The sequence below is a fragment of the Motiliproteus sp. MSK22-1 genome, from assembly GCF_001968815.1.
In the GTDB taxonomy this organism is placed as follows: Bacteria; Pseudomonadota; Gammaproteobacteria; order Pseudomonadales; family Balneatricaceae; genus Motiliproteus.
This window is the reverse complement of sequence record NZ_MIEQ01000018.1, coordinates 113,500-138,065: the sequence shown is the minus strand read 5'-3', so window position 1 is coordinate 138,065 and position 24,566 is coordinate 113,500. Positions and strand designations below refer to the sequence as shown.

At 47.5% G+C, this 24,566-nt stretch carries 21 protein-coding genes; 7 read left to right on the top strand and 14 right to left on the bottom strand.

The genetic code is table 11. The features are described 5' to 3' along the window. The first annotated feature begins 7 nt into the window (after positions 1–7). The gene (locus BGP75_RS01855; RefSeq protein WP_076714489.1) at positions 8–1,159 is read left to right on the top strand and encodes a PilT/PilU family type 4a pilus ATPase; all 1,152 of its coding nucleotides are present in this window, start codon (positions 8–10) and stop codon (positions 1,157–1,159) included. 112 nt (positions 1,160–1,271) lie between these two features. On the opposite strand, the gene BGP75_RS01850 is transcribed toward BGP75_RS01855, so the two are convergent. From BGP75_RS01850 to BGP75_RS01830, 5 genes are all read right to left on the bottom strand, one after another. Next, positions 1,272–2,558, bottom strand: a complete 1,287-nt coding sequence (locus BGP75_RS01850) for a dihydroorotase (RefSeq protein WP_076714487.1) — start codon at positions 2,556–2,558, stop codon at positions 1,272–1,274. 116 nt (positions 2,559–2,674) lie between these two features. Beyond that, on the bottom strand, positions 2,675–3,664 hold the full coding sequence (locus BGP75_RS01845) for an aspartate carbamoyltransferase catalytic subunit (protein WP_076714485.1): 990 nt from the start codon (positions 3,662–3,664) through the stop codon (positions 2,675–2,677). A 147-nt stretch (positions 3,665–3,811) separates the two neighbouring features. Continuing rightward, entirely contained in the window at positions 3,812–4,321 is a 510-nt protein-coding gene (pyrR, locus tag BGP75_RS01840; RefSeq protein WP_076714483.1) for a bifunctional pyr operon transcriptional regulator/uracil phosphoribosyltransferase PyrR, read from the bottom strand. 158 nt (positions 4,322–4,479) lie between these two features. Further along, positions 4,480–4,932: a Holliday junction resolvase RuvX gene (gene ruvX, locus BGP75_RS01835; RefSeq protein ID WP_076714481.1), complete on the bottom strand. Its 453-nt coding sequence runs from the start codon at positions 4,930–4,932 to the stop codon at positions 4,480–4,482. Positions 4,933–5,018: 86 nt separating this feature from the next. Further along, positions 5,019–5,591 carry a YqgE/AlgH family protein gene (locus BGP75_RS01830; protein ID WP_076714479.1) on the bottom strand — a complete coding sequence of 191 codons (573 nt, stop codon included), beginning with the start codon at positions 5,589–5,591 and terminating at the stop codon, positions 5,019–5,021. A gap of 152 nt (positions 5,592–5,743) precedes the next feature. Between BGP75_RS01830 and BGP75_RS01825 the strand changes: the two genes are divergently transcribed. Beyond that, complete coding sequence (locus BGP75_RS01825) at positions 5,744–6,640, top strand: response regulator (protein ID WP_076714477.1); 897 nt, start codon at positions 5,744–5,746, stop codon at positions 6,638–6,640. Positions 6,641–6,751: 111 nt separating this feature from the next. On the opposite strand, the gene BGP75_RS01820 is transcribed toward BGP75_RS01825, so the two are convergent. From BGP75_RS01820 to metK, 5 genes are all read right to left on the bottom strand, one after another. After that, positions 6,752–7,318: a DUF5610 domain-containing protein gene (locus BGP75_RS01820; RefSeq protein ID WP_076714475.1), complete on the bottom strand. Its 567-nt coding sequence runs from the start codon at positions 7,316–7,318 to the stop codon at positions 6,752–6,754. Positions 7,319–7,401: 83 nt separating this feature from the next. Next, positions 7,402–8,370, bottom strand: coding sequence for an energy transducer TonB (locus BGP75_RS01815; protein WP_076714473.1), 969 nt, complete (start codon positions 8,368–8,370; stop codon positions 7,402–7,404). Positions 8,371–8,567: 197 nt separating this feature from the next. Next, complete coding sequence (gene gshB / locus BGP75_RS01810) at positions 8,568–9,518, bottom strand: glutathione synthase (protein ID WP_076714471.1); 951 nt, start codon at positions 9,516–9,518, stop codon at positions 8,568–8,570. A gap of 245 nt (positions 9,519–9,763) precedes the next feature. Further along, on the bottom strand, positions 9,764–10,489 hold the full coding sequence (locus BGP75_RS01805; protein WP_076714469.1) for a 16S rRNA (uracil(1498)-N(3))-methyltransferase: 726 nt from the start codon (positions 10,487–10,489) through the stop codon (positions 9,764–9,766). Positions 10,490–10,742: 253 nt separating this feature from the next. Beyond that, complete coding sequence (gene metK, locus BGP75_RS01800) at positions 10,743–11,906, bottom strand: methionine adenosyltransferase (protein ID WP_076714467.1); 1,164 nt, start codon at positions 11,904–11,906, stop codon at positions 10,743–10,745. Between the two features lie 419 nt (positions 11,907–12,325). On the opposite strand from metK, the gene tkt reads away from it, so the two are divergent. The 5 genes from tkt (at position 12,326) to BGP75_RS01775 (ending at position 19,158) form a co-directional block, all read left to right on the top strand. Continuing rightward, a complete protein-coding gene (gene tkt, locus BGP75_RS01795) occupies positions 12,326–14,320 on the top strand; it encodes a transketolase (protein WP_076714465.1) in 1,995 nt (664 codons plus the stop codon). A 236-nt stretch (positions 14,321–14,556) separates the two neighbouring features. Continuing rightward, positions 14,557–15,585: a type I glyceraldehyde-3-phosphate dehydrogenase gene (locus BGP75_RS01790; RefSeq protein ID WP_076714463.1), complete on the top strand. Its 1,029-nt coding sequence runs from the start codon at positions 14,557–14,559 to the stop codon at positions 15,583–15,585. A 106-nt stretch (positions 15,586–15,691) separates the two neighbouring features. Continuing rightward, entirely contained in the window at positions 15,692–16,855 is a 1,164-nt protein-coding gene (locus BGP75_RS01785) for a phosphoglycerate kinase (RefSeq protein WP_076714461.1), read from the top strand. 150 nt (positions 16,856–17,005) lie between these two features. After that, positions 17,006–18,040 carry a class II fructose-bisphosphate aldolase gene (gene fba / locus BGP75_RS01780; protein WP_076714459.1) on the top strand — a complete coding sequence of 345 codons (1,035 nt, stop codon included), beginning with the start codon at positions 17,006–17,008 and terminating at the stop codon, positions 18,038–18,040. Positions 18,041–18,195: 155 nt separating this feature from the next. Continuing rightward, positions 18,196–19,158, top strand: a complete 963-nt coding sequence (locus tag BGP75_RS01775; protein WP_076714457.1) for an alpha/beta fold hydrolase — start codon at positions 18,196–18,198, stop codon at positions 19,156–19,158. A 31-nt stretch (positions 19,159–19,189) separates the two neighbouring features. Here the strand turns inward: BGP75_RS01775 and BGP75_RS01770 are convergent, their stop codons facing one another. From BGP75_RS01770 to BGP75_RS01755, 4 genes are all read right to left on the bottom strand, one after another. Beyond that, a complete protein-coding gene (locus BGP75_RS01770; protein ID WP_076714455.1) occupies positions 19,190–20,488 on the bottom strand; it encodes a sensor histidine kinase in 1,299 nt (432 codons plus the stop codon). A gap of 60 nt (positions 20,489–20,548) precedes the next feature. Continuing rightward, positions 20,549–21,697, bottom strand: a complete 1,149-nt coding sequence (locus tag BGP75_RS01765) for an FIST signal transduction protein (RefSeq protein WP_076714453.1) — start codon at positions 21,695–21,697, stop codon at positions 20,549–20,551. A 426-nt stretch (positions 21,698–22,123) separates the two neighbouring features. Continuing rightward, a complete protein-coding gene (serA, locus tag BGP75_RS01760; RefSeq protein ID WP_076714451.1) occupies positions 22,124–23,356 on the bottom strand; it encodes a phosphoglycerate dehydrogenase in 1,233 nt (410 codons plus the stop codon). 178 nt (positions 23,357–23,534) lie between these two features. After that, positions 23,535–24,428 carry a LysR family transcriptional regulator gene (locus BGP75_RS01755; protein WP_076714449.1) on the bottom strand — a complete coding sequence of 298 codons (894 nt, stop codon included), beginning with the start codon at positions 24,426–24,428 and terminating at the stop codon, positions 23,535–23,537. Positions 24,429–24,566 lie beyond the last annotated feature (138 nt).

Below are 24,566 nucleotides of genomic sequence, written 5' to 3'. Positions count from 1 at the left end.
TGGGTAAGTGGATTTTACACAACTGCTCAAAGTGATGGTTGAACGGGATGCGTCAGACCTGTTCGTGACCGCTGGCGCCCAACCCAGCATCAAAGCAGATGGATCAGTTAAGCCGCTGACCAGGGAGGCATTAAGCGCCCGCCAGGCAAGAGCTCTGACTTACAGCACCATGAATGACATGCAACAGAGTCAGTTTGAAGCTACTCATGAATGTAATTATGCAATCAGCGCCCCCGGCATTGGTCGCTTCAGGGTCAGTGCATTTTTTCAACGCAACTCTCCTGGCATGGTGTTACGCCGCATAAAGAATGAAATACCCTCCATGGAAGAGCTAGGGCTTCCCTCCGTTATCAAAGATCTGTCGATGTCCAAGCGGGGTTTGATCCTTTTTGTAGGTGGTACCAGCACAGGTAAGTCCACCTCTCTGGCTTCGATGGTTGATTACCGGAACGAGAACAGCAAAGGCCACATTATTTGCATAGAAGATCCTATCGAATTTATTCATGACCACAAAAAATGCATCATCACTCAACGGGAAGTTGGTCTGGATACCGATAGTTTCGAAATTGCACTTAAAAATACCTTACGCCAGGCACCGGACGTTATCCTGATGGGGGAGATACGTAGTCAGGACACCATGGGCTACGGACTTCAATTTGCTGAGACTGGCCACCTCTGCCTTGCCACCTTACACGCTAACAATGCAAACCAGGCATTGGATAGAATTGTTAGCTTCTTCGGTCCTGAACATCACTCACAGCTGTGGATGGATTTATCTCTCAACCTGAAAGCAATCGTTGCCCAGCAGCTTTTACCCACTACCGATGGCAAGGGACGTGTGGCCGCGGTGGAAATTTTACTTAATTCCCCGTTGGCTGCCGATTTAATTCGTAAGGGGAATGTACACGAGTTAAAAGAGCTGATGAAAAAATCCACCAATATCGGCATGCAGACGTTCGATCAACACCTATTTAAATTGTTCGAAGCCAATACCATCACCTATGAAGACGCCCTGGCTCACGCCGACTCCGCTAATGACTTGCGCCTGATGATAAAACTCTCTGCGGAAGCCAATCCTAAGCTACAGGAACAAATAAATGGTCAGGAAGACAACGATATGTTCTTCCTGCAGGAAGACGACGACTATCTGAACATGTAAGGTCTATTTCACTTACGTAACAGGCTCTTTTTATATTATCGGAAGAAAAGCGCCTTCTTGAGTTTACGACTGAAGAAGGCTTAGCAACGAGACTGGATATCGCAGAACAGACTCAATGAGCCTGTTCTGCTTGAAAAACGACACGCCCGGCGAGTAGCGTATAGTTAACCCGCCCCTTCAGTGTGCTGTTCATATAAGGCGTGTTAAGCCCCTTGGAGACGCAGGTCTCTTCATTAAGCGTCCAGAGTTGCTCAGGGGCGAAGATACAAACATCAGCTTCAGCACCAACACCCAATTGTCCGCGCTCGATCCCCAGTACTTCTGCTGGCCCTCGGGTCAAGAGAGCAATCATTTGATTGAGACTAACCCGTCCCTGCTCGACTAATCTCAAGCTCAAAGGAAGCAACGTTTGCAACCCGGTCATTCCCGGCTCGGTTGCACTGAAAGGCGCATCTTTTGCCGCTGCATCTTGCGGCTGGTGATCCGAGCATAGCGCCTGAATACCGCCCTCCTCCAGTACTTTAAGCAGCCCTTCCCTGTCTCTAGTCCCCCGCAAAGGAGGAATCAGGTGGTAAGCGCTATCATAATTTTCAAGGTTCTCGTCCGTCAGCAGTAGATGATGAATGGCCACATCTGCAGTAACCTTGACCCCTCGTGAACGGGCATCAGCAATCATCTGCAACGAGTGAGCGGTGGAGAGTTGTCCCACATGGAGACGAGCACCGGTTTGCTCAGCAAGGAGCAAATACCTTGCCAAATCAAGGGTTTCCGCAGCTTCTGGTATTCCCGGGAGCCCCAGTACTGTCGCCATCTGACCATCATGTGCGCATCCATTCTTGCTCAGTTCATAGTCCTGCGGCTGAACAAACATAAGCAAGTCGTAAGTTGCCAGATACTCAAGACAGCGTAGCAGCGTTTGATTGCTTTTGATGGGCTTGCGGGCATTGCTCAGAGCAACACAACCAGCCTCTTTCAAAGAAACCATGTTACTTAACTGCTCACCTTCAAGCCCTTTGGTCAACGCAGCCAAGGGTAAAACCCGCGTCAAACCAACCTCAGCAGCCCGCTCCTGAACCAATTGAACAACGGCTACACTGTCCATTACCGGAAGCGTAGTCGGAGGACAACACAACGTAGTAACTCCGCCTGCGGCCGCAGCTGCTGATTCACTGCCAATATTGCCTTTCTGGGTAAATCCGGGCTCTCGCAAATGAGCCTGGAGATCAACGAACCCAGGACAAACGATCTGCCCTTCTGCATCAATCAACTGATCAGCAACAAATCCTTTCGGCGCATCGCCCTGTGCGACTACCTTGCCATCTTCAATAAACAGATCCAGATTAGCATCTGTTTTATTGGCCGGATCAATCAATCGACCGCCTCGAATATGAACTTTCATCAATCTCGCTCTTGTAGTTCGGATAGCCCAAACGCTATCGGATCAAGGTTCTAAAGACTGCTCTGAATAACATCTTCAAAACAGCCGTAATAAAATAAGCGTATTCTAAAGACGGGTTATCCTGCAGCAGCCTGTGTGGCTTGACCGCTCATCGCCATTGACATCACCGCCATTCGCGTGGCGATGCCATAACCCACTTGCTTAAGAATCAGTGATTGAGCACCGTCAGCGACCTCTGACTCGATCTCAACACCACGGTTAATCGGCCCCGGGTGCATTACAATAGCATCTGGTTTAGCCCCTGCGAGCCTTTCTCGGGTTAACCCATAAAGTTTGTAGAACTCCCCCTGGCTTGGCAGGAAGGCACTGACCATTCGCTCAGTCTGAAGCCGCAGCATAATAACAACATCCACATCCTGAAGGCCGGCTGCCAAATCGTAATAAACTTTCGCCCCCAACGACTCAATGTGGTGCGGTAACAAGGTTTTTGGACCAATGACTCGCACTTCTGCTGCACCCAGAGTATTTAACGCATAGATCTGAGATCGAGCCACGCGGGAATGGAGAATATCACCAACAATCGCAACTTTAAGCTCGGAAAAGTCTCCCTTATGGCGGCGTATTGTCAGCATATCCAGCATCGCTTGAGTCGGGTGAGCATGCTGACCGTCCCCAGCGTTGATAATAGCCACATTAGGAGTCACATGTTGCGCAATAAAATGAGGAGCTCCGCTGTCAGGATGCCGAACCACAAACATATCACTGGCCATGGCCTCAAGGTTCCTCAGCGTATCCTTGAGAGATTCACCCTTGGAGGTAGCAGAGGTACTGATATCCAGATTAAGAACATCTGCAGATAGTCTTTTTGCCGCTAGTTCAAAGGTACTTCGCGTACGAGTACTGTTCTCAAAGAACAGATTGACCACCGTTTTTCCTCTCAACAAGGGTACTTTCTTAACGGCCTGGGCACTCATATCGGCAAAAGAGTTCGCCGTATTAAGGATCTCAGTTAACAGCTCCCTGCTCAAACCTTCTGTGGTTAGAAAGTGACGCAACTGCCCTTCTTCTGTGAGCTGAAGTTTGACCGCATCGGTATGCTGATTCATCGGTTTCTCATCTGGATAATTAGTAAAATTGGTAACAGTCTAATCGGATAAAAATTACTTAGATAACAATAAACCAGGCGCAACAAGTTTATCATCGATCAGCCGCTCTTAAGGAAAACCTGATTAGTCATCAAACAATTATGATTTCTAGGCATTTTTATCCTGTAACTCAAGGCGCAAGGGATCAGGCCCCAGTAGTTTAATCTGCTGCCCTGGCTTCAAACGCAATATCTGCCCTGTAATATCAGGTCGTATTGGTAACTCCCGGTCATCCAGGTCCAACAGCGAGACTAAAGTGACTGATGCAGGTCGGCCATAATCAAAGAGCTCATTAAGAGCGGCGCGAATAGTACGCCCTGTCATTACCACATCATCGACCAGGACCAGATGCTGATCTTCGGTAGCCAAGGGTATGGATGATGGTCGAACTTTGGGGTTTAAGCCTACGCGGGTGAAATCATCCCGATAAAAACTGATATCGAGAACTCCCATCGGGGTCTGCAATCCCAGAGTCTGATGCAGACGTTCCGCTAACCAGACACCCCCGGTATGAATACCAACAATAATCGGCTGTTCAATAGCACGATCTTTCAGATACTGCTGGAGTTGTTGCTCCATCGACTTAAGCAGCTGATCTACATTTATATTTTCCAGCATTATTGCTCCTGCGGTTACATCAGTGACCTAGGTCGTTTTTGGTATATCACTAATTTGTATACGAATTTCTTGCAGCCTGGAACCATCTGCGTGGTAAATACGGTCAACACAACGGCCTATGCAGTTAACGGAATAAACAGAAAAGGACCGAAGCTGCATCAGCTAATCTCAGTAAATCCTTCCAGTTTATCCTGGCATGGGCGATGGACGGATTCACGGAACCAGCTTTCCAGAATTAACTGTGCAGCCAGACCGTCCACCGAATTTTCTTTAAAGTCAGCCTTACCCCCTTTTGACAGATGAATGCCTTTGGCTTCGTGGCTGGTCAGTCGCTCATCAACCAGATAAACAGGTAAATGAAAACGGGCCTGTAGACGATTACCAAATTTACGTGCCCGGTATGACATTTCACACAGACTTCCGTCCATGTTCAATGGTAATCCAACAACAAGGGACTTGGGTTGCCACTCATCAATCAGTGCAGCAATTAGATTCCAATCAGGAGTTCCCTCTTTCGCCAAAACAGGTTTTAGAGGCGTAGCAGTGCAGGTTACGGCCTGCCCTACAGCGATACCAATACGGGAGGTGCCGAAATCAAAAGATAAGATCAATCAAAAACCTGCTATGTTAGTAAAGACTTGATGTATAAAACGAGAACAACACTTCCCGACACTCAGAAACCAGACCATAAACCATACTAACTATGCCCTGACTCCGAGGTTAACAAATCCAAGTTTATTCCCAGTAAAGAAGCAGCAGCATCAAGACGTTTTTCTGCCGTTGTGGAAAACATTATATCCAAATCCGCCGGACAACTTAACCAGGCATTGTTACCAATCTCCGCTTCTAATTGGCCTGCTCCCCATCCGGCATACCCAAGGGCCACCAAAAATTGCTCGGGCCCCTTGCCCTCGGCGATAGACTGCAAAATATCCAACGATGTGGAAAGCTGGATATGTTCATTGATCGTATGGCTGGAAATCCACTCCTCTCCAGGGCTATGGAGGACAAACCCCCTCTCTCCCTGGACCGGACCACCACTGTAAACAGGAGCGTCTTGATCTCGCATAGACTCTGTTGCCATATCCAGGTGATTGAGAATATCCTTAAGGGAAAGCTCCATCGGGCGATTGATCACAATACCCATTGCTCCATCTTCACTGTGATCACAGATATAAGTAAGTGTATGAGAGAAATTCCTGTCGCTCATATGCGGCATCGAGATCAGAAAATGATCTTTAAGATGTATATCAGTCTTTGTATCAGTCATGTTTTTAGTATCGATCCCAGCGAGACGATTAACAAGTATTTCATTGAATCTCTAATTCAGAGGCTCCTAAATTTAAAGTCTCTCTAATTCAAGACTGGCCTCACAAAATAACCTCGGTTATGCTTTGGGGTTCAGGAGGGAATCAACCTATTATGGCAAATCTCAAAATTCTTGTTGTAGATGACGCTGCGTTTATTCGGGACATGGTCCGAAAAACGTTACGTGCTCGCTTTCCAGGCTTCTCCGTTGAAGAAGCAATCAATGGCCGTAAGGCACAGCAACTGCTGAGCAAAGAGAACTTTGATCTGATACTTTGCGATTGGGAAATGCCTGAAATGTCCGGCATTGAACTCCTTGCATGGCTTCGAAAAGAACATAAACAAGCCACCCCCTTCGTTATGGTCACCAGTCGCGGTGATAAAGCTAACGTTGTTGAAGCAGTACAGGCTGGCGTTACTGACTATATTGGTAAGCCTTTTTCTCGCGAAAAACTGCTCAACAAAGTTATTAAAGTATTGAATAAAAAACATGACTTGAAAGCGGCGGAATCAGATTCGTCCGGTGCACAGGCCAGTGTCGCGGCAGGCTCAATTGATGCATTAACAGCAAAACGCGCAGCTCCAGCGAAAAAACCAGCACCGGCAGTGACAAGCCCGTTAATTACAGAAAAACCCGCACCAGCTCCCAAACCCTCCTCCGCTAAACCATCGGGTCGCGGAACAGCCCACTTGCGCTTTGGAGATGCCGTCTGTGAGTGTATTGTCAAAGCACTCAGTCTAAAGCAAATATCTCTGGTTTGCCGAACTCAGGATGGTATCCCAAGCATACTGGAGCCAGTTGTAGTCGATCTTCAGCAATCAGACAGTAGTGCAGAAATCGCGAGAATAAATGCTTATGTTCATCAGCTCCAGGCAGCCGAACCATCAATGGATAGTGCACTGGTCAACGTATCAGTCACCATTGTTGATCAGGATCCGAATAAGCTCTCATACTTGTCCAAGATGATTGCCCGTGGCACCAGTAGCAGCGGCTATGTTCCTGGTGCTTAGGGGACCACATCGCTCCGAACCAAGGTAGATTCATCTCTGATAAGCTGATCACCAGGGTAAGCCCGGCAACCTTCTTGCGTGGGCTATTCTTCTCTCTTCCCGTCGCTGTTGTTAAGAAGGCGGGTCGCTGACAGAAGTCTCTGAAGAAGCAAAGCGTTCTCTAAACTCCTGTAGCCCCTGCTGCACCAGTTCGTAAGTCTTATCGATATTACTGGCGATATCTCCTTCCAACACACCAAGACCGTCCAGGATATCTTTAGCCTCAGCAAAGCCCTGATCGATACCGGAACTGATCAGCTGAAGAAAACGTTCTACCTGCTCAGGTTCAGCTAGTTCTGGGCGATGCTGCTGAAACCGGCTAAACATTCCGGTTGTCAGGCTCAGTATTCGATCAGCGGTCGCTTGAGGCGAGACATCCAAACCCTCTTCATGGGCTCGCTCAATAGCCTGTTCACCCAGCTCAGGCGCCAGCGTTTCATTAATTGCATCAATCGCAGCCTGATACACCAGACTCAAAGGTTGATTCTTAGCTGACAGACTCAGCGTTCGATGTGCCTCCAGAATAGCAACATTCTGTTGTTTCTGGTTTTGTTGCCGCATTTGTTCGGGGTTCTCTGGAGCTTTCGCTTCAGCAGTCTGCCCTGACGCGGATGAAGATCCGATAGATGGAATAGCCATCACCGTCCCTCCTGAGTGAGGAATTAAAAGTACTGATTACAGCCTATAACTATCGGCTGGAAACCGCAAAAAAAACTCTCACACTAACTGTTGATCCCAAAGCGTGAGCGCTCAAATCGCCATGTCCGAATGATCTCTACAAGATCGGCTCTCTTACGTATCTCTGGTGGAAAAGGAGCAAAGGGCGCTGACAGGTACACAATCCGTTTGGCAGCATCATCAAGCACACTATGACCAGAGGATTTTAATACCTCGACCCGCTTGAGACCTCCGTCCGGCTCAATAACCACCAATAACCGAAGCTGTCCGTACAGCTGCCGACGGTGAGCTTCTTCAGGATAGTTGAAATTCCCCACCCGCTCCACTTTACGCCGCCAAGCTTCCAGATAGGCCGCATCATAGGACTGCCGGGTAGATGCCGAATATAGCCTGCGGACTCGAGGCCGGTTGGCCATCTCCTGTTTTTGAGCATCCAGCTTCGCCTCAAGGCTGGCTATTTCCAAACTACGAGCCAGCAATGACGTAGCCATTCCTGCTGCTGGCTTGCTCAGAGCCTGTGTTTTTACCTGCTGAGTTTCTGCCACAGCCTTCTTGGGAGCCTTGGCTCGAGTGACTATCACTTGCTTTTTAAGCTGTTCTTTAGATTTCTGTTTTAGCTGAGGAGCCGGTTCCAGCTTTTCCGGTTTCTGGACCGGTACAGGCAGTGGTTCAGGAATAATCTCCGGAGCAGGGAGAGGCAATTGCTGAGCAGCCAGAGGAGTTGATTCGTTTGCTTGGAAAACAGCGCGCTCGGTGGTACTGGGTAACGCCTTTTTTTCTGACTCACCGCTGCCAATCTGATTTTTCTGAGCAATAAAGTCAGCCTTTTCAGGAGCTTTTTCACTTTCAAACTGTGCCAGAGTTACTTCAAGCGTACGTGCCACGCGCGGTAGCTCTTCTTCCTTGAAGCCAATGCCTAACAGCAGGATCGCATGCACAGCCACAGCGATGAACAGAGTGAACCCCAGCCTATCAACTGCACGGACTCTTGTATCAGCAGGTGCTGCTACCATTCAATCGACCCTGACGCCCTTTGTTAATATTTGTTACCACTACTTATACTTACTTACGCTTGATACTTACTAACACTGTTGATGCTGATCGCACAGGCTATAGATAGCCACCAGGCTTATTTTCTATATTGTACAAAGCAAGCACCTACTACCAAAATTATACCCAGTACTACTGAATATTATGGATGGAAAGCAATCTATTTACTGCACTGCTTGGCAATTACATCCATCAGCTGACCAGCGATATCCAGTCCAAACTGGTCATTCAACTCACGAATACAGGTAGGACTGGTAACATTAATCTCAGTCAAATAGTCTCCAATCACATCCAACCCGACAAATATCAGACCTTTTTCTCGTAACGTCGGAGCCACCTGCTGACAGATCCAACGATCGCGGTCACTCAGCGGGCGTCCTTCACCGCGTCCTCCAGCAGCCAGATTCCCCCTGGTTTCACCACCTGTTGGAATACGAGCCAAGCAATAGTCAACTGGTTCACCGTCAATCATCAGAATACGCTTATCACCGGTTTTTATTTCCGGTATGAATTTTTGCGCCATGATTTGTTGAGTACCGTACAGTGTCAGAGTCTCAAGTATGACGTTAAGATTCGGGTCATCTTGCTTAACACGAAATATTGAGGTACCACCCATACCGTCCAAGGGTTTAAAAATAACATCCCCCTGCTGCTGATGAAAATCCTTCAATAACTCCGCACTACGGCTGACCAGCACCGGAGGGCAACACTGTGGAAACTGAGTCGCAAACAGCTTCTCATTACAATCTCGCAAACTCTGAGTACGATTAACAATCAGTGTTCCCTGCCGCTCTGCCTGTTCCAGCAAATAGGTGCTGTATAAAAACTCATTATCAAAAGGAGGATCCTTACGCATCAGCACTACATCCAGATCCGCTAAAATACCTTGAGCATACTCTCCCCGCTCAAACCAGTTTTCTGAATCTCGCGCCACCTTCAAAGGAGCCATACGTCCCATCGCAACGCCATCCCTAAGGAACAGGTCGGATTGCTCCATATAAAAAAGTTCCCAGCCACGATCCTGGGCCGCCCAAAGCATCGCCAGCGTACTGTCTTTTTTGTAGTTTATCGCTTCAATTGGGTCCATCACGACCCCGACTTTAAGACTCATACTGTTACCGGTTCCTATTTCAGAGGTGGACAATTCCGAGAGGACTACTTATGTGGAATAACTCAGAATATCAAGCTGATCAACGTGAAATTACTTGATTGACATCGTTCATGGGCACGACTTGCCCAGAGCCGTTAAGAACTGCCAGATAAAACGCTCTTGCGAGGGTAGTCTACCAGACCAAACGCAAAATACAGCAACCCCGCCCAATGGAAAGCAGCTAAAAGCTGAGCGATAGTCCTTCTCTAGATATCCCCCCAAAGATATTGCAACAACGACAAAGCGACGACCGGAGCGGTTTCGGTTCGCAAAATACGAGGCCCCAGGGATATCGGCAAAAAACCCTGCCCCCGGGCCAGCTTCACTTCATCATCACTCAGACCACCCTCTGGACCGATAAGCAATGCAACGCTTTCAGGCGCTTCGAAGCTGGACAAGGGGTGTGGAGATCGAGGATCAAGCACTAGTTTAAGATCACCCGGCACCTGACTGATCCAATCCTTCAGCGGCTCAGCTGACTGGATTTCAGGCACCGTACAGCGCAGGCTCTGCTCGCTTGCACTGACAGCCACCTGCTGCCAATGTTGGGTTCGCTTATGCAAACGATCCGCTTTTAACCGAACTTCACTACGCTCTGTGAATAATGGCGTTAACTGCTGAACTCCCAGCTCAGTGGCTTTTTGAACAGCGTAGTCCATACGCTCCCCACGGGAAAGCCCCTGCCCGAGATGAATCATAAGAGCAGAGTCAGCTACAGCATTTTGAAATTGACCGACACGAACACTCAGTTGTTTTTTTGTAACTGAAGTAATGACAGCCGTATATTCTCCCCCCTGGCCATTAAAAAGAATCAGAGAATCTCCAATCTGCATTCTTAACACACGCCCAAGGTGCTGAGCAGCGAAATCGCCAAGACAGATTTCCGTGCCTTCTTTCAGCGGCTGATTGTCATAAACTCGAGGTATTCGCATGAAATGATCGGCTATGTAAATTGAGATACTGGATTTGGAGAATATATGACTGCAGATTATTGAATTACTGATAATTCAGACGATGACTCAGACATTGAATACTATGCCACTGCATACTCTGGTGTTATCTATTATGGTGCTACTTAATGCCAGACTGCGCTAATAAAACCCAAATAAATTAATGGTAATCAGGTTTTAATCGCGGTAAAGGAGATACCTTATACCGCGATATACCGCGATTGTCAGTCACACCTCATGAAAGACCTGCCGCATTGCGCAGCTCTTCAGCCTTATCGGTGCGCTCCCAGGTGAAATTTTCTTCTTCACGGCCAAAGTGGCCATAGGCAGCAGTCGCTTGATAAATCGGCCGACGCAGGTTCAGCATTTCAATCAAACCACCGGGACGCAGATCAAAGTGCTTTCGCACCAAGCCATCAATTTTACTATCTTCAATCTTACCCGTACCGAATGTGTTAACACTGATAGAAGTAGGCTCAGCAACTCCAATAGCATAAGAAATCTGAACTTCACAGCGGTCTGCCAATCCTGCAGCAACTATGTTTTTTGCTACATAACGACCGGCATAGGCAGCAGAACGGTCAACTTTCGAAGGATCCTTTCCGGAAAAGGCTCCCCCACCATGCCGGGCCATTCCACCATAGGTATCAACAATGATCTTGCGCCCGGTAACACCACAATCCCCCATTGGACCACCAATGATAAATTGCCCTGTCGGATTAATATGGTACTTGGTATCAGCATGCAGCCATTCATTTGGAATAACGTGCTTGATAATCTCATCCATCACAGCTTCACGAATATCAGACTGCTCAATATCCGGGTCATGTTGAGTCGACAAAACCACGGCATCAACAGCGATCGGCTTACCATTTTCGTATCTCAGGGTGACCTGAGATTTTGCATCAGGACGCAACCAGGGAAGAATATTCTTTTTACGCAGATGGGCCTGGCGCTCCACCAGTCGATGAGAATAATAGATGGGAGCGGGCATCAACACATCGGTTTCATTAGTGGCGTAACCAAACATAAGCCCTTGATCACCGGCACCAAGGTCTTTGTTGTCTGCTTCATCAACACCTACGGCAATATCAACAGACTGCTTTCCGATGGCATTCAAAACAGCACAGGAAGCTCCATCAAATCCAACGTCAGAGCTATCGTAACCGATGTTCAGAATCACGTTACGAACAATGTCTTCCAAATCAACATAAGTAGAAGTTCGGACTTCACCAGCGATGATCGCCATGCCGGTTTTGACCATGGTTTCTACGGCAACACGGGAATGAGGGTCGTCCTTAAGGATGGCATCCAGAATGGCGTCAGAAATCTGATCGGCCATTTTGTCCGGATGTCCTTCGGACACAGACTCAGAGGTAAAAATAGAATAGGTACTCATAAGTAGAGATTGCCTTAATAATTGAATGTTTTAACAAATTAATGTTTAACAACAGGGACTTAATTACCAAGCAATTTAGTTGCGGACAGGTGCAGAAACACACCCTGACTACAGATATTTGACGATCTGCCAGCCAGTTCCGCTGGATTATAAAAAGCCGTGACTAAATCAGAGGAGGTATCATATCGGCAAATGGCCCCATTGGCATTGTTTATTTGCGCCCCCTGAGGAAAAATTTTAGGCCCTATTGATGGAAATCATCATTAAATTGGCATGAAAACGATTCATTTTCGCTTTTTTTTGCCTTTCTTGTTTGAAGCCAAACGACTAGTACGAGAGAATACGCCTCTAAATTTTTTTGATTTCTCTACTTTCGCTTCCCGACCAGTGTTCGGGACTACGCCCAGGAGTTATTTTAGATGTCCTCTCGTCGAGAACTAGCCAACGCTATCCGCGCTCTAAGTATGGACGCTGTGCAACGAGCCAAATCCGGACATCCCGGTGCCCCAATGGGTATGGCGGATATTGCCGAAGTGTTATGGAGCGACTATTTACAGCATAACCCGAGCAATCCACAGTGGTTTAACCGCGATCGCTTTGTACTTTCCAATGGTCACGGTTCAATGCTTCACTACTCTTTGCTGCACTTGAGTGGTTATGAGCTAACGATTGACGACCTGAAAAACTTCCGCCAGCTGCACTCAAAAACAGCCGGTCATCCCGAACTGGGTTATGCACCCGGTGTCGAAACAACGACAGGGCCATTAGGTCAAGGGCTTGCAAATGCGGTAGGTATGGCAGTAGCGGAAAAAACCCTGGCGGGACAATTCAACCGCGAAGGACACAACATTGTAGACCACTACACCTATACATTCCTGGGTGATGGCTGCTTGATGGAAGGGATTTCCCACGAGGTCTGCTCTCTTGCTGGAACTCTGGGATTAGGCAAACTGATTGCATTTTATGATGACAACGGTATATCCATCGACGGCGAGGTTGAAGGCTGGTTTACCGATGACACGACCAAGCGCTTTGAATCCTATGGATGGCAGGTTATTTCCGGGGTTGACGGACATGATTCAGAAGCCATTGGTGCTGCTATTGATGCTGCTCGTGGCAACACCGAACAGCCGACTCTGATCTGCTGCAAAACAATCATCGGATTTGGCTCACCTAACAAACAAGGTAAAGAAGACTGTCATGGAGCACCTCTGGGTGATGACGAAATTGCCTTGACTCGTGACAGCCTGGGTTGGAAATATGGTGCTTTTGAGATTCCTCAGGATATTTATGAGGCTTGGGATGCCCGTGATGAAGGCTGTATTGCAGAAAATAACTGGAATGAAGATTTTTCAGCCTATAACGAATCCCATCCCCGTTTAGCTGCCGAATTCCTGCGTCGTATCAGCGGTGACCTCCCGCAGGACTTCTCTCAACAGGCCAACAGTTATATTGAGAATCTACAGGAAAAGGGTGAGACTATTGCCAGCCGCAAGGCCTCTCAGAATACCCTCAATGCATTTGGTCCTTTGCTCCCTGAACTCTTGGGCGGATCTGCTGACTTAGCAGGCTCTAACCTGACTCTCTGGAGTGGCTGTAAAGGTGTCAGTAAAGAGGAAAGCGACGGTAACTATATCTTTTATGGTGTTCGGGAATTTGGCATGTCAGCCATAATGAACGGTATTGCTCTGCATGGTGGTTTTATCCCTTATGGCGCCACTTTCCTGGTGTTTATGGAATACGCACGTAATGCTGTTCGCATGGCAGCACTGATGAAACAACGATCGATCTTTGTTTATACCCATGACTCTATCGGGCTGGGTGAAGATGGACCAACCCACCAGCCGATTGAGCAGATTGCAAACTTGCGCAACACGCCTAATCTGGATCTGTGGCGTCCCTGTGACGCAGTGGAGTCAGCAGTTGCCTGGAAGAGCGCCCTGGAAAAAGTAGATGGCCCCAGTGCTCTGATATTCTCGCGTCAAGGCCTTCCTCACCAGGCTCGATGTGTGGAACGCCTGAATAATATCCAGCGCGGTGCATACGTTTTGCGAGATACTCAAGGTAGCCCGGATGCAATTCTGATCGCAACAGGCTCAGAAGTCGGATTGGCAATGGAGGCGGCAGAACAGCTGGCAACCAAAGGCAAACAGGTACGAGTAGTGTCAATGCCTTGTGCAGAAGTATTTGAAGCACAATCCAATGACTATAGAGAAAGTGTTTTGCCTTCTGCAATTACTGCTCGAGTGGCCATCGAAGCGGCCCACAGCGATTACTGGTATAAATACGTTGGACTTAACGGACGTATCGTTGGTATGACCCGATTCGGCGAGTCAGCTCCTGCCGGAGAACTTTTCGAGCTGTTCGGATTTACCGTCGAAAATGTTGTCAACAAGGTCAATGAACTGCTGTAAGGCGTTAGATTCCTCGCTTAATTTCTTATATCAGCCTCAATTGAAGAGGCTGGTATAAGGAAGTCGGCTATCTAAGTTGAATCGGGAACAAAGCAGTATTAGGCAAAGTTCAGTCATAAATCAAAGAAAAGAACCCATGGGTAGCTATTCTGGGCCAGTTTATGGCACTGCATTATCTTGCAAAGAAATTGCAAAACAGTATCAAGGTGACGACCCCCTAACAGCAGGCATTAGCCATGAGCTTTAGAATTGCCATTAACGGCTATGGCCGTATTGGCCAAAGTGTATTGCGAGCCTTGTATTCGGATTCAAAATACTCAGATCTGAAAATTGTTGCCATCAATGAGCTGGCCGATATCAAGACCATTGCTTATTTGACCCGCTATGATACCACCCATGGCCGCTTCCCTTTACAGGTAGAGCATGAGGATTCCTGCTTATTGATTGGCGATGACAGGATCCGTCTGCTAAACGAGGAAGATCCAAGGCGTCTGCCCTGGTCAGAACTCGAGATTGATCTTGTACTGGAATGTTCCGGTACCTTCAGCGATAGAGCTACAGCCCAACTTCATCTGCAAAGCGGCGCCAAGCGTCTGTTGTTTTCACAACCCGCATCCTCTGACGTGGATGCCACTATTGTCTATGGCGTAAATCAGCATCTGCTCAGAGCAGACCATAGAATAGTTTCCAACGCATCCTGCACAACCAACTGTGTGGTACCGGTTCTAAAATTGCTGAACAAAAGTTTTGGCATCGAATCGGGGGTTACAACGACCATACACTCTGCCATGAATGATCAACCCGTTATTGACAGCTACCATCACACCAATTTACGTCTGACACGAAGCGCCTTGCAGTCAATCATTCCTGTCGATACAGGTCTCGATAAGGGTATCGACAGGCTGCTTCCTGAACTTCAGGGTCGCTTCCAGTGCCTGCATTTTAGAGTTCCTACCATTAACGTGTCAGTCATGGATCTTTCTATCCAGGTCAGGCAAGCGGTGAAGGTTGAGGACATTAACGAGTTATTTTGTCAGGCAGCTGAAGATGGCCAGCTAAAGGGATTACTGGGCTATACCGAGGAACCCCACGCCTCAACAGACTTCAACACTGACCCACGTTCGGGCATCGTGGACGGCACACAAACAAGAGTCAGTCATGAGAAACTGATCAAAATGGTTTGTTGGTTCGACAATGAGTGGGGGTTCGCCAACCGTATGATGGATGTCGCTCATATGTGGCTGCATACGCCAAATGAGAATTGACAGCAGGCGATACTTGCAGCAGTGCTCATCAACGATTGAAGGCACTGCTGCAAAGAAAGAATAAACAGGTTTAAATTTTAGTAATCATTGATTATAGGGTGCTCTGATGAGTGTATTGAAAATGACTGAGCTGGATCTGGGCGGCAAACGTGTCCTGATCCGCGAAGACTTAAATGTTCCAATCAAGGAAGGGAAGGTTGGCAGCGACGCTCGAATCAGGGCGGCTTTACCAACCATCGAACAGGCTCTTAAGGCTGGTGCAAAAGTCATGGTGATGTCACACCTGGGTCGCCCCATGGAAGGTGAATATGCAGACCTGTATTCACTGGCTCCTGTTGCAGAACATCTATCCCTGTTGCTGGGCCGCACTGTCAAATTGCAGAAAGACTGGCTTGAAGGTGTCGAGGTTGCCGAGGGAGAAGTTGTTTTACTGGAAAACGTTCGTTTCAATCCAGGTGAAAAGAACAACAATGATGACCTGGCTCGCAAAATGGCAAATCTCTGCGACATTTTTGTCATGGACGCTTTTGGCACCGCACACCGTGCCCAGGCCTCAACCCACGGGGTTGCCAAATACGCACCTATCGCCTGTGCTGGTCCTCTGCTGGCCAATGAGCTTGATGCGTTAACCAAGGCACTGGAAACCCCTGAAAGCCCTATGGCGGCAATTGTTGGTGGCTCCAAGGTATCAACCAAACTGACTGTTCTGGAAGCACTGTCGGATAAAGTAGACCAACTTATCGTTGGTGGTGGCATTGCTAACACCTTCCTGGCTGCGGCGGGTCATCCAGTAGGAAAATCACTCTATGAGCCGGATCTGATTGAACAAGCTAAAATGCTGATGAAAAAGACTCATATACCTTTACCGACCGATGTTGTTGTCGCTACAGAGTTCTCTGATTCCGCCAATGCTGTTACCAAGCCTGTATCAGAAGTTAATGATGACGAAATGATTCTGGATATTGGTCCGGAAACAGCCGCTCGACTTGCACAGATGCTGGAATCGGCCAAAACCATCATCTGGAACGGCCCGGTTGGTGTATTCGAGTTTGATCAGTTCGGTGAAGGCACCAAGGTTTTATCCTTGGCCATAGCCAACAGCGAAGGTTTTTCTATTGCAGGCGGTGGTGACACCCTGGCAGCCGTCGATAAGTACCAAATTGCCGACAAGGTATCCTACATATCTACGGGAGGAGGTGCCTTTCTGGAGTTTGTTGAAGGAAAACAACTCCCTGCTGTAGCAATCCTTGAAGAACGGGCGAAACGCTAAAATTTGCAATGGTATAGTGGTCACAGAGCCTTTGCTCCCGCTCAATGATTCTGAGCATCGGCTATGAGTGACCGCTGTCTGAAAGCACTTTTTGTAAACCGGGTCGATCAATACGACCGATAAACCTACATATTAATTTGAGAGGCTACTATGGCTCTGATCAGCATGAGACAACTGCTGGACCACGCAGCTGAGTACAACTATGGCATTCCAGCATTTAACGTCAACAATCTGGAGCAGATGCGCGCAATTATGGAGGCTGCTAATAAAACCAACAGCCCGGTAATTGTTCAGGCATCTGCAGGCGCCCGAAAATATGCAGGATCCAATTTCCTCAAGCACATGATTTTAGCGGCGATTGAAGAATTCCCTCATATTCCTGTCTGCATGCATCAAGATCATGGGACCTCCCCAGCAGTATGTCAGCGCTCTATTCAACTGGGCTTTTCCTCAGTCATGATGGATGGTTCATTGCTGGAAGACGGTAAAACGCCAAGTGACTATGACTACAATGTTGATGTTACCCGACGCACTGTCGATATGGCCCATGCCTGCGGTGTTTCCGTTGAGGGTGAGCTGGGATGCCTGGGCTCTCTGGAGACAGGCCAGGCAGGAGAAGAAGATGGCATTGGGGCAGAAGGAATATTAACCCATGAGCAAATGTTGACTGATCCTGAGGAAGCAGCGGACTTTGTTGACAAGACAGGTGTCGACGCTCTGGCTATTGCCTGCGGAACCAGCCACGGAGCCTATAAGTTCACTCGTCCACCAACTGATGATGTTCTCTCCATTGAAACCATCAAAAAGATCCATGCACGTGTTCCCAATACCCATCTGGTCATGCATGGCTCCTCCTCAGTCCCACAGGAATGGCTGGCAGTGATCAACGAATTCGGCGGTGCTATCCCAGAAACCTACGGCGTCCCGGTTGCGCAAATCGTCGAAGGTATCAAGCACGGGGTTCGTAAAGTCAATATAGACACTGACCTGCGCCTCGCATCCACAGGTGCCATTCGTCGCTTTATGGCAGCTAATCCCGCTGAATTTGATCCTCGTAAGTATCTAAAGGAAACAATGAAGGCGATGTCTGAAATCTGCATCTCTCGCTATGAAGAATTTGGCACATCCGGAAATGCCGATAAAATCAAAGCAATTTCCCTGGAAAACATGGCTGAGCGCTACTGATTGTTCAGGAGTCTGCTAAATTACAAAGGCGGCTTAAGCCGCCTTTTTTACGATCTGAAAATTACAATCCTGTGGGCTAACACCAAAAAGTCTAAGGAAAATACAATGACTGTACAGCAGAACCTTTACCCACATGTGGAGCCTGCACCCTATCAATGACCACTTTTGATCCCCGCACACTTATCGCTAATCTACCTGCCTATGATGAAGACTGCACGGTCAACGCGGAAATTAAAGCCTTCAATCGCTTTTACGGGATCGATTTTTCTGCTGACAAATATGAACAAAGACTTGGTCTGGTGCTAACCACCGGCTTTGGTATTGCCTTACATCGGTTTCAGCCAGAGAAACCGGCTGGAAGTGCCATTTTAGTTCATGGCTATCATGATCATCATGGAATGTACGGTCATCTGATTAAGTATTTGCTGGAACGAAATCTGACTGTCTACTGCTTTGACCTCCCTGGTCATGGTCTGTCTTCTGGCATCCGTGGTGGGATTGAGGACTTTGAACAATACCAGCAAGTACTGGCATCAATCATTGAGATTGCTACCAGCGAGCAAAAAAACATATCCCCCACCCTGGAAAATGACGCTCCCCTGCACCTCATAGGACAAAGCACAGGCGCTGCTATCATTAATCACTATATCCTGAGCCAGCCGCCCTCTTTAACAGGCCAGATAATACTGCTGGCACCGTTGATAAAACCAGCCCAGTGGCCTTTGGTTAAATCGGCTCATTTAGTCCTCGGCCCCTGGCTGAAGGAAGTACCCAGGAAGTTCTCAATCAATAGCCATGATCAGGCCTTTCTACAGTTTGTTCAGCATCAGGACCCACTACAGTGCCGTACAATTCCTGTATCCTGGGTTGGCGCATTACGAAGGTGGATTCCTGCTTTTCTCAAGCTTGAAGCCAACAACCACTATCGACCACTGATTATCCAGGGACAACAGGATGCGACCGTTGACTGGCTCTACAACCTGAAAATTCTAAGACAAAAATTCCCCCGTGCTGAGGAGTTGATACTGGCAGAGGCTAGACATCACCTTGCCAACGAAGATCTGAAGATCCGCCACCGCTATCTGGAGTGGCTCAATGACCAACATTGGGGAGCCTGATCCCATAGAGTGGCATTAGCTGATCAGCACCTCAGGAAGCAATAACCGGTGTACAGATAACGAAGTGAATACCCTCTCCGATACCGCTTTCCAACTGGATAGTGCCCCCCAGTCGTTGGGTAATCAAACTATGAACAATGGGCATACCCAGTCCAGTTCCCCCGTGCTCCCTGTTGGTCGTAAAGAAAGGCTCAAACAGGCGCGCTAGCGAGTCTTCAGAGAGTCCTGAGCCATTATCCTTATAATCCAACTGCAATAGCCTTTCTTGCCTGGCTTCCTCTATGAGGGTTACGTCGATATTAATTTTGCCTCCAGGGTTTCCATTAAATCCATGATTGAGTGAATTCATGATTAAGTTCATCAGAATCTGACTGTAATCTCCCGGGTAGCTGTCGAGTATAATCGTCTCTTCACAACTAACCGCTACGGTGCATTTTGCACGTTTTAGACGAGGAGACATCGCAGCGATGGTGTCGGCTAACATTTCGGAAAACTTGAAAACCCGTTGTTCCTCATTGGACTGATCTACAGCAACTTGCTTGAAACGACCCACTAAATCAGCGCTACGAGACAAATTAATGGTCAATAACTCAAAGCCGCTTTTTAGCTGGTCCATATGATCCAAAAATTCCTTCTTTTTAATAACCCCCGCCTGAACGCTATCGAGTAATTCATCCACCGTCTCTTCCAGGTTGGAAGCAGCCAGCACACAGTTGCCAAGGGGGGTATTTATCTCATGTGCCAATCCCGCCACCATACTACCCAAGGCTGCCAGTTTTTCTGCTTGAACCAACTGCTGTTGAGCCTGGTTGATTTGCCTGAGCGATTCTTCCAGATCAGCAGTACGCTCTTTAACCCGAGATTCGAGCACATGGTTGAGATCAACAATTTCCTCCTTAGCCAGGGTCAGATCATTAACCTTATTCAGTAATCGCTGATTAACACGTTGATAATCCTGAGTTGTTCCCGCAAGTGAACGCTCACTACGCTGCAGTAGCCTTTCCGTTACTTTGATTCTATCCTCGGTATCCATACACTGTTGTAAGGCACAGAGAAGCGGAGTCAGCCACTGAGCCAGATCAGCAAAACAGCTCTGCGGCACCTGGGCTCGCCACAAGCGCTGGGTGAGTTCAACAATTTGCAGGGTATCCGCAGGCATGATTAATATGCCACTGATGCGGTGAACATATTCAGAATAGATTTCCAACAACTGATCCGTGTCCTCGCTCAGCAACGCAACGGGACCAGCCAACAATTCTCGACGGGAAAGTTCCACATGGGAAAATCCCTCAGGTACCAATGTCAGCGTTGATATCAACCTAAAGGTCATAGGATAACCTTTGGCTGAGTTCTTTTATATTCCTTGTTCAAAAGCTTACTCATAGGTCCCTTAACCCAGTAGCAACAGTACATAGGTCATGTTGTGGAATAAATTCTCGCTATATCCCCCTTTGCTTGGAATCGGCGCAATTTCTCCAAAGGAAGGAAAACCAGCCAACGGCAAGTTTGACCAGCTCCCCTGCACCAACTCAGTCACTTCTTTCTCAATTTGTTCGCCCAGTAGCCACTTTCTGCCGGCACAGCTGACAACCAGCACTGCGCTGGGATGAAACTGCTGTTCACGACAGTGATTTGCAATATTACGAACTTCAGCAATGAGTTCAGCAGGTTTTGCCAGACAAACCTGCACCTGCTCCCCCTGGTCAATACCGCCATACAATCCGATAGACCGCTCAGACACAGAAAAGTCAGGAACAATGGCCCGTAACCTCCTGATGTCAGAGCTTTCAGGCTGTAAAATCGTCAGCGAGGTCACACCACGATCAGACTGCAATACCGGTTTGCCTGTTTCCCTTTCAATAAAGTCCATCGCCGAAAGACCATCTATTTCAAAGATGTTGGTTCCTTCCGCTCGCTCGACAGTTCCAGCTCTACCCACTGTGGAGATCGAATTTCCCACATGAATAGAAAATTTAAACGCCCCTTTTGCAGACACCAGAACAAGCCCGTCTTCAATGCAATCCTGATTCAGATATACTCCGCAACCTGCCATCTGGTTATCATCTGAAGCAATCCCGCCAATAACAGGTATAGGTATTTGTTCTCGCAATACTTTTTCGTAAAGACTGGCATCGGTACGAAAATCAGAGAACATAAACAAAATGTCAGGGTCACCTTCAGTTTTTTGTTTAAGTTCTGACCAGGCCTGCTGAAGGCATCCATCAGGGTTCTCTTTAACCCCCTGCTTCCTAACCACATTCCATTCAACAGCACCATTGCTGTTTAATCCCATAGCAACACAGCCAATGTCTCCACAGCTATCCTGATGATAATAACCATCACCGGTATTACCTACGATCAGGGCGCTCTGTTGACCCAAGCCATCTGCCATCCCTTCCAATAAATCATTGGATTCACTGTAATGCACGGTAGAAAACAGAAAGATAATCTCAGGCTTCAATCCGCTTAGCCCCTCTCCCAGCTCCACCCCCGCACGATACGGATCGGAAGCCTGTGTAGCTATAGATTGCGCCTTCATTGCTACCTCCAACAACATAGGGTCCAACGGTATAACAGGGAACTCTCTTACATTAGCCATGGCCTTTGAATAATCTTCAAAAGCAACATCTCAGAAACCACGGCTAAACCCCAGAATAGCTGTAGGCATATATAGCAACAAACTTATCGAATTATGAGCCCAAATTGCGACATATCCCGGTAGCAGCACACCACTACAAAAAACAAAGAGATTAACAGTAAGTTTAGCCCCCTTTAATCAGTGCGCCAGTTCCACAAGGCAAATCAAACTATTAAGGAATGCTCAACAACTTATGCGGCAACTTCGACATGATTGCCGGTTGGTGAAAGAAAGGAAATGATAATAAAGAGATAAGTAAGAGCGGAAGGGGACTAAAAGGAGCAACAAGGGGCCGAAGCCCCCTTTGTACGCACTGGAGTGGAATCCTTAGAACAGCACCCGACAACGAATGGTCCCAGGAACCTTTTGTAGTTGCTTTAATGCTAAGTCGCTATGCTCAGCATCGATATCCATCACCACATAGCCCACCTTATCGTTGGTCTGCAGATACTGACCACTGATATTAATATTGTGCTCAGAGAAAATGGTGTTGATCTTGGTCATAACCCCAGGAACATTCTCATGAATATGGAGTAAACGGTGCTTATCAGGATGTGAAGGCAACGCAACTTCCGGGAAATTGACAGAAGTGATGGTTGAACCATTGTCACTGTAGCGAACCAGTTTTTCTGCCACTTCAACCCCGATGTTCTCTTGAGCTTCCATGGTACTGCCTCCTACATGAGGAGTCAGGATAACGTTATCGAACTCGCGCAGAGGCGACACAAACTCCTCAGAGTTTGAACGAGGCTCTACCGGGAATACATCAATCGCGGCACCCAGCAGTTTACCTTCTGCCAGCGATGCACTCAGTGCATCAATATCAACAACCGTTCCACGAGACGCATTGATAAGAATACTCCCCTGCTTCATTTGAGCTATCTCTTCAACGCCCATCATGTATTTAGTTGCAGCGGTTTCTGGGACATGCAGACTCACAATATCGGAAGTTTCAAGAAGCTCTTTCAAAGAGCTACTTTGGGTTGCGTTACCGATGGGTAATTTAGTGACAACATCATAGAAACTTACGACCATCCCCAGGGATTCTGCCATTACACTCAGCTGAGATCCGATACTGCCATAGCCGATAATTCCGAGTCGCTTACCACGAATCTCATAGGAATTTTTTGCAGATTTGTTCCATACGCCTCGATGAGCTTTAGCATTTTTTTCAGCAACACCGCGAAGCAAAATGATCGCTTCAGCCAAAACCAGCTCTGCAACACTACGAGTGTTGGAAAAAGGAGCATTAAAAACTGAAACCCCTTTTTTGATGGCTGCTCCAAGATTAACCTGGTTGGTACCAATACAGAAACAGCCAACTGCCAATAGCTTATTGGCAGCATCAAGAACCTTTTCATTCACCTGGGTACGGGAGCGAATACCGATAAAATGCACATCCTTAACCCGTTCAATCAACTCCTCTTCAGGTAACGCCGTCGCCAGATAATCAATATTGCTATAACCGGCGGCATTAAGCGCATCAACGGCAGACTGATGGACCCCCTCCAATAGCAGGAATTTGATCTTGCTCTTGCCCAGGGATGTAATCTTACTCATGATGTCAAACGACCTCGAAACTGACCAGATTTAAGCGGGCGCTAATGATAGCACAGAGAATTGATATAACAGCCCTACGGAAGTGTATATAGGTTGAAATTTTGACATGCCTGGATGAGTCAACTTCAAGTCGTTATGCGACTTAGCTGGAGTTTTTTTAAGCTTAATGGGCAACGCTTTATTGTCCGACCGAATTATCCAAACGATTATGTTTCAGCAAAAACTTCACAAAGCATCGATCAGCATGTGAAAGGTAGGCTCCTTTTTTCCAGGCAATACAGAGTTCTAACCAAACCGGTTGCTCGAATGGTACAGCAACAAGCTCCGAGTCATCAGTCACAACCATTCGCAAAAAAGTCGTAATACCAAAGCCTTTTTTAACAATACTCCGAATCAAATGAATCAGGTTGGTCTCAAAGGCAATCTGAAGCTGGCGACCTGAGGAAGCACATAGCCTGTCAATAAATTCGCGATGGAAGTACCCCTCTTTGAATAGCACCAGTTGCTCATCAAAGAACTCAGAAAAGCCGACGGCATCTTTATCCGCAAATGGGTGGCCATCAGGAACACAAACAACCATTTCTTCCCGCAGCAACGCCTGGGTTTCGAGCCTGTCCGACACCTCATCCCCAACAATAATACCCATATCCAACTCCCCGCTGGCTAAACGTTTTTGGATATCCCGTGCCCCTGCTTCGATCACCGTTAACTGCAAGTCGGGAAACTCAAGCTTAAAAGCCATTAAAATTTCCGGGAAGTAGTAGCTGCCAAGCATACTTGGAATACCAATTCGAACCTCACCTTTTCGTAGCCCTCTAAGTTCATCCATCTCCAGATGTGCTTGTCGGACATCATCAAGTATCCGATTGGTATGGCGAAGTAAAGCTTCCCCTTCTGCTGTCAAAAGCACTTGCTTGTCCTGACGGTGAAACAGTTCCAGCTCCAGCTCTGCCTCCAGTTTACGCACTGCAATACTCACTGCCGGTTGAGCCATATGCAGACTCTTTGCCGCACCAGTAAAACTGCCCAGCTTGGCAACCAGGCTAAAGATATGCAGCTTTCTAAGATCCATTCCATCTCCTATATTTGCTTACTCATATCTATTTTATATGGTTTCAATATATTTAATATATTTTTTAAATAATGATATTAAGATTACAGTGACCTGACGTCAGTCAGCAGCCTTTTAAGCATATTCAGATCAACATAT

What these genes read in the sequence shown, in the direction of transcription:
- BGP75_RS01815 (WP_076714473.1), bottom strand. Translation starts at nt 8,370, where the DNA reads ATGGTAGCAGCACCTGCTGATACAAGAGTCCGTGCAGTTGATAGGCTG.
- BGP75_RS01770 (WP_076714455.1), bottom strand. Translation starts at nt 20,488, where the DNA reads ATGACCTTTAGGTTGATATCAACGCTGACATTGGTACCTGAGGGATTT.
- BGP75_RS01765 (WP_076714453.1), bottom strand. Translation starts at nt 21,697, where the DNA reads ATGAAGGCGCAATCTATAGCTACACAGGCTTCCGATCCGTATCGTGCG.
- metK (WP_076714467.1), bottom strand. Translation starts at nt 11,906, where the DNA reads ATGAGTACCTATTCTATTTTTACCTCTGAGTCTGTGTCCGAAGGACAT.
- BGP75_RS01820 (WP_076714475.1), bottom strand. Translation starts at nt 7,318, where the DNA reads ATGGCTATTCCATCTATCGGATCTTCATCCGCGTCAGGGCAGACTGCT.
- serA (WP_076714451.1), bottom strand. Translation starts at nt 23,356, where the DNA reads ATGAGTAAGATTACATCCCTGGGCAAGAGCAAGATCAAATTCCTGCTA.
- BGP75_RS01755 (WP_076714449.1), bottom strand. Translation starts at nt 24,428, where the DNA reads ATGGATCTTAGAAAGCTGCATATCTTTAGCCTGGTTGCCAAGCTGGGC.
- BGP75_RS01805 (WP_076714469.1), bottom strand. Translation starts at nt 10,489, where the DNA reads ATGCGAATACCTCGAGTTTATGACAATCAGCCGCTGAAAGAAGGCACG.
- fba (WP_076714459.1), top strand. Translation starts at nt 17,006, where the DNA reads ATGGCTCTGATCAGCATGAGACAACTGCTGGACCACGCAGCTGAGTAC.
- BGP75_RS01825 (WP_076714477.1), top strand. Translation starts at nt 5,744, where the DNA reads ATGGCAAATCTCAAAATTCTTGTTGTAGATGACGCTGCGTTTATTCGG.
- pyrR (WP_076714483.1), bottom strand. Translation starts at nt 4,321, where the DNA reads ATGCTGGAAAATATAAATGTAGATCAGCTGCTTAAGTCGATGGAGCAA.
- BGP75_RS01775 (WP_076714457.1), top strand. Translation starts at nt 18,196, where the DNA reads ATGACCACTTTTGATCCCCGCACACTTATCGCTAATCTACCTGCCTAT.
- BGP75_RS01845 (WP_076714485.1), bottom strand. Translation starts at nt 3,664, where the DNA reads ATGAATCAGCATACCGATGCGGTCAAACTTCAGCTCACAGAAGAAGGG.
- BGP75_RS01850 (WP_076714487.1), bottom strand. Translation starts at nt 2,558, where the DNA reads ATGAAAGTTCATATTCGAGGCGGTCGATTGATTGATCCGGCCAATAAA.
- BGP75_RS01790 (WP_076714463.1), top strand. Translation starts at nt 14,557, where the DNA reads ATGAGCTTTAGAATTGCCATTAACGGCTATGGCCGTATTGGCCAAAGT.
- tkt (WP_076714465.1), top strand. Translation starts at nt 12,326, where the DNA reads ATGTCCTCTCGTCGAGAACTAGCCAACGCTATCCGCGCTCTAAGTATG.
- BGP75_RS01785 (WP_076714461.1), top strand. Translation starts at nt 15,692, where the DNA reads ATGAGTGTATTGAAAATGACTGAGCTGGATCTGGGCGGCAAACGTGTC.
- gshB (WP_076714471.1), bottom strand. Translation starts at nt 9,518, where the DNA reads ATGAGTCTTAAAGTCGGGGTCGTGATGGACCCAATTGAAGCGATAAAC.
- BGP75_RS01830 (WP_076714479.1), bottom strand. Translation starts at nt 5,591, where the DNA reads ATGACTGATACAAAGACTGATATACATCTTAAAGATCATTTTCTGATC.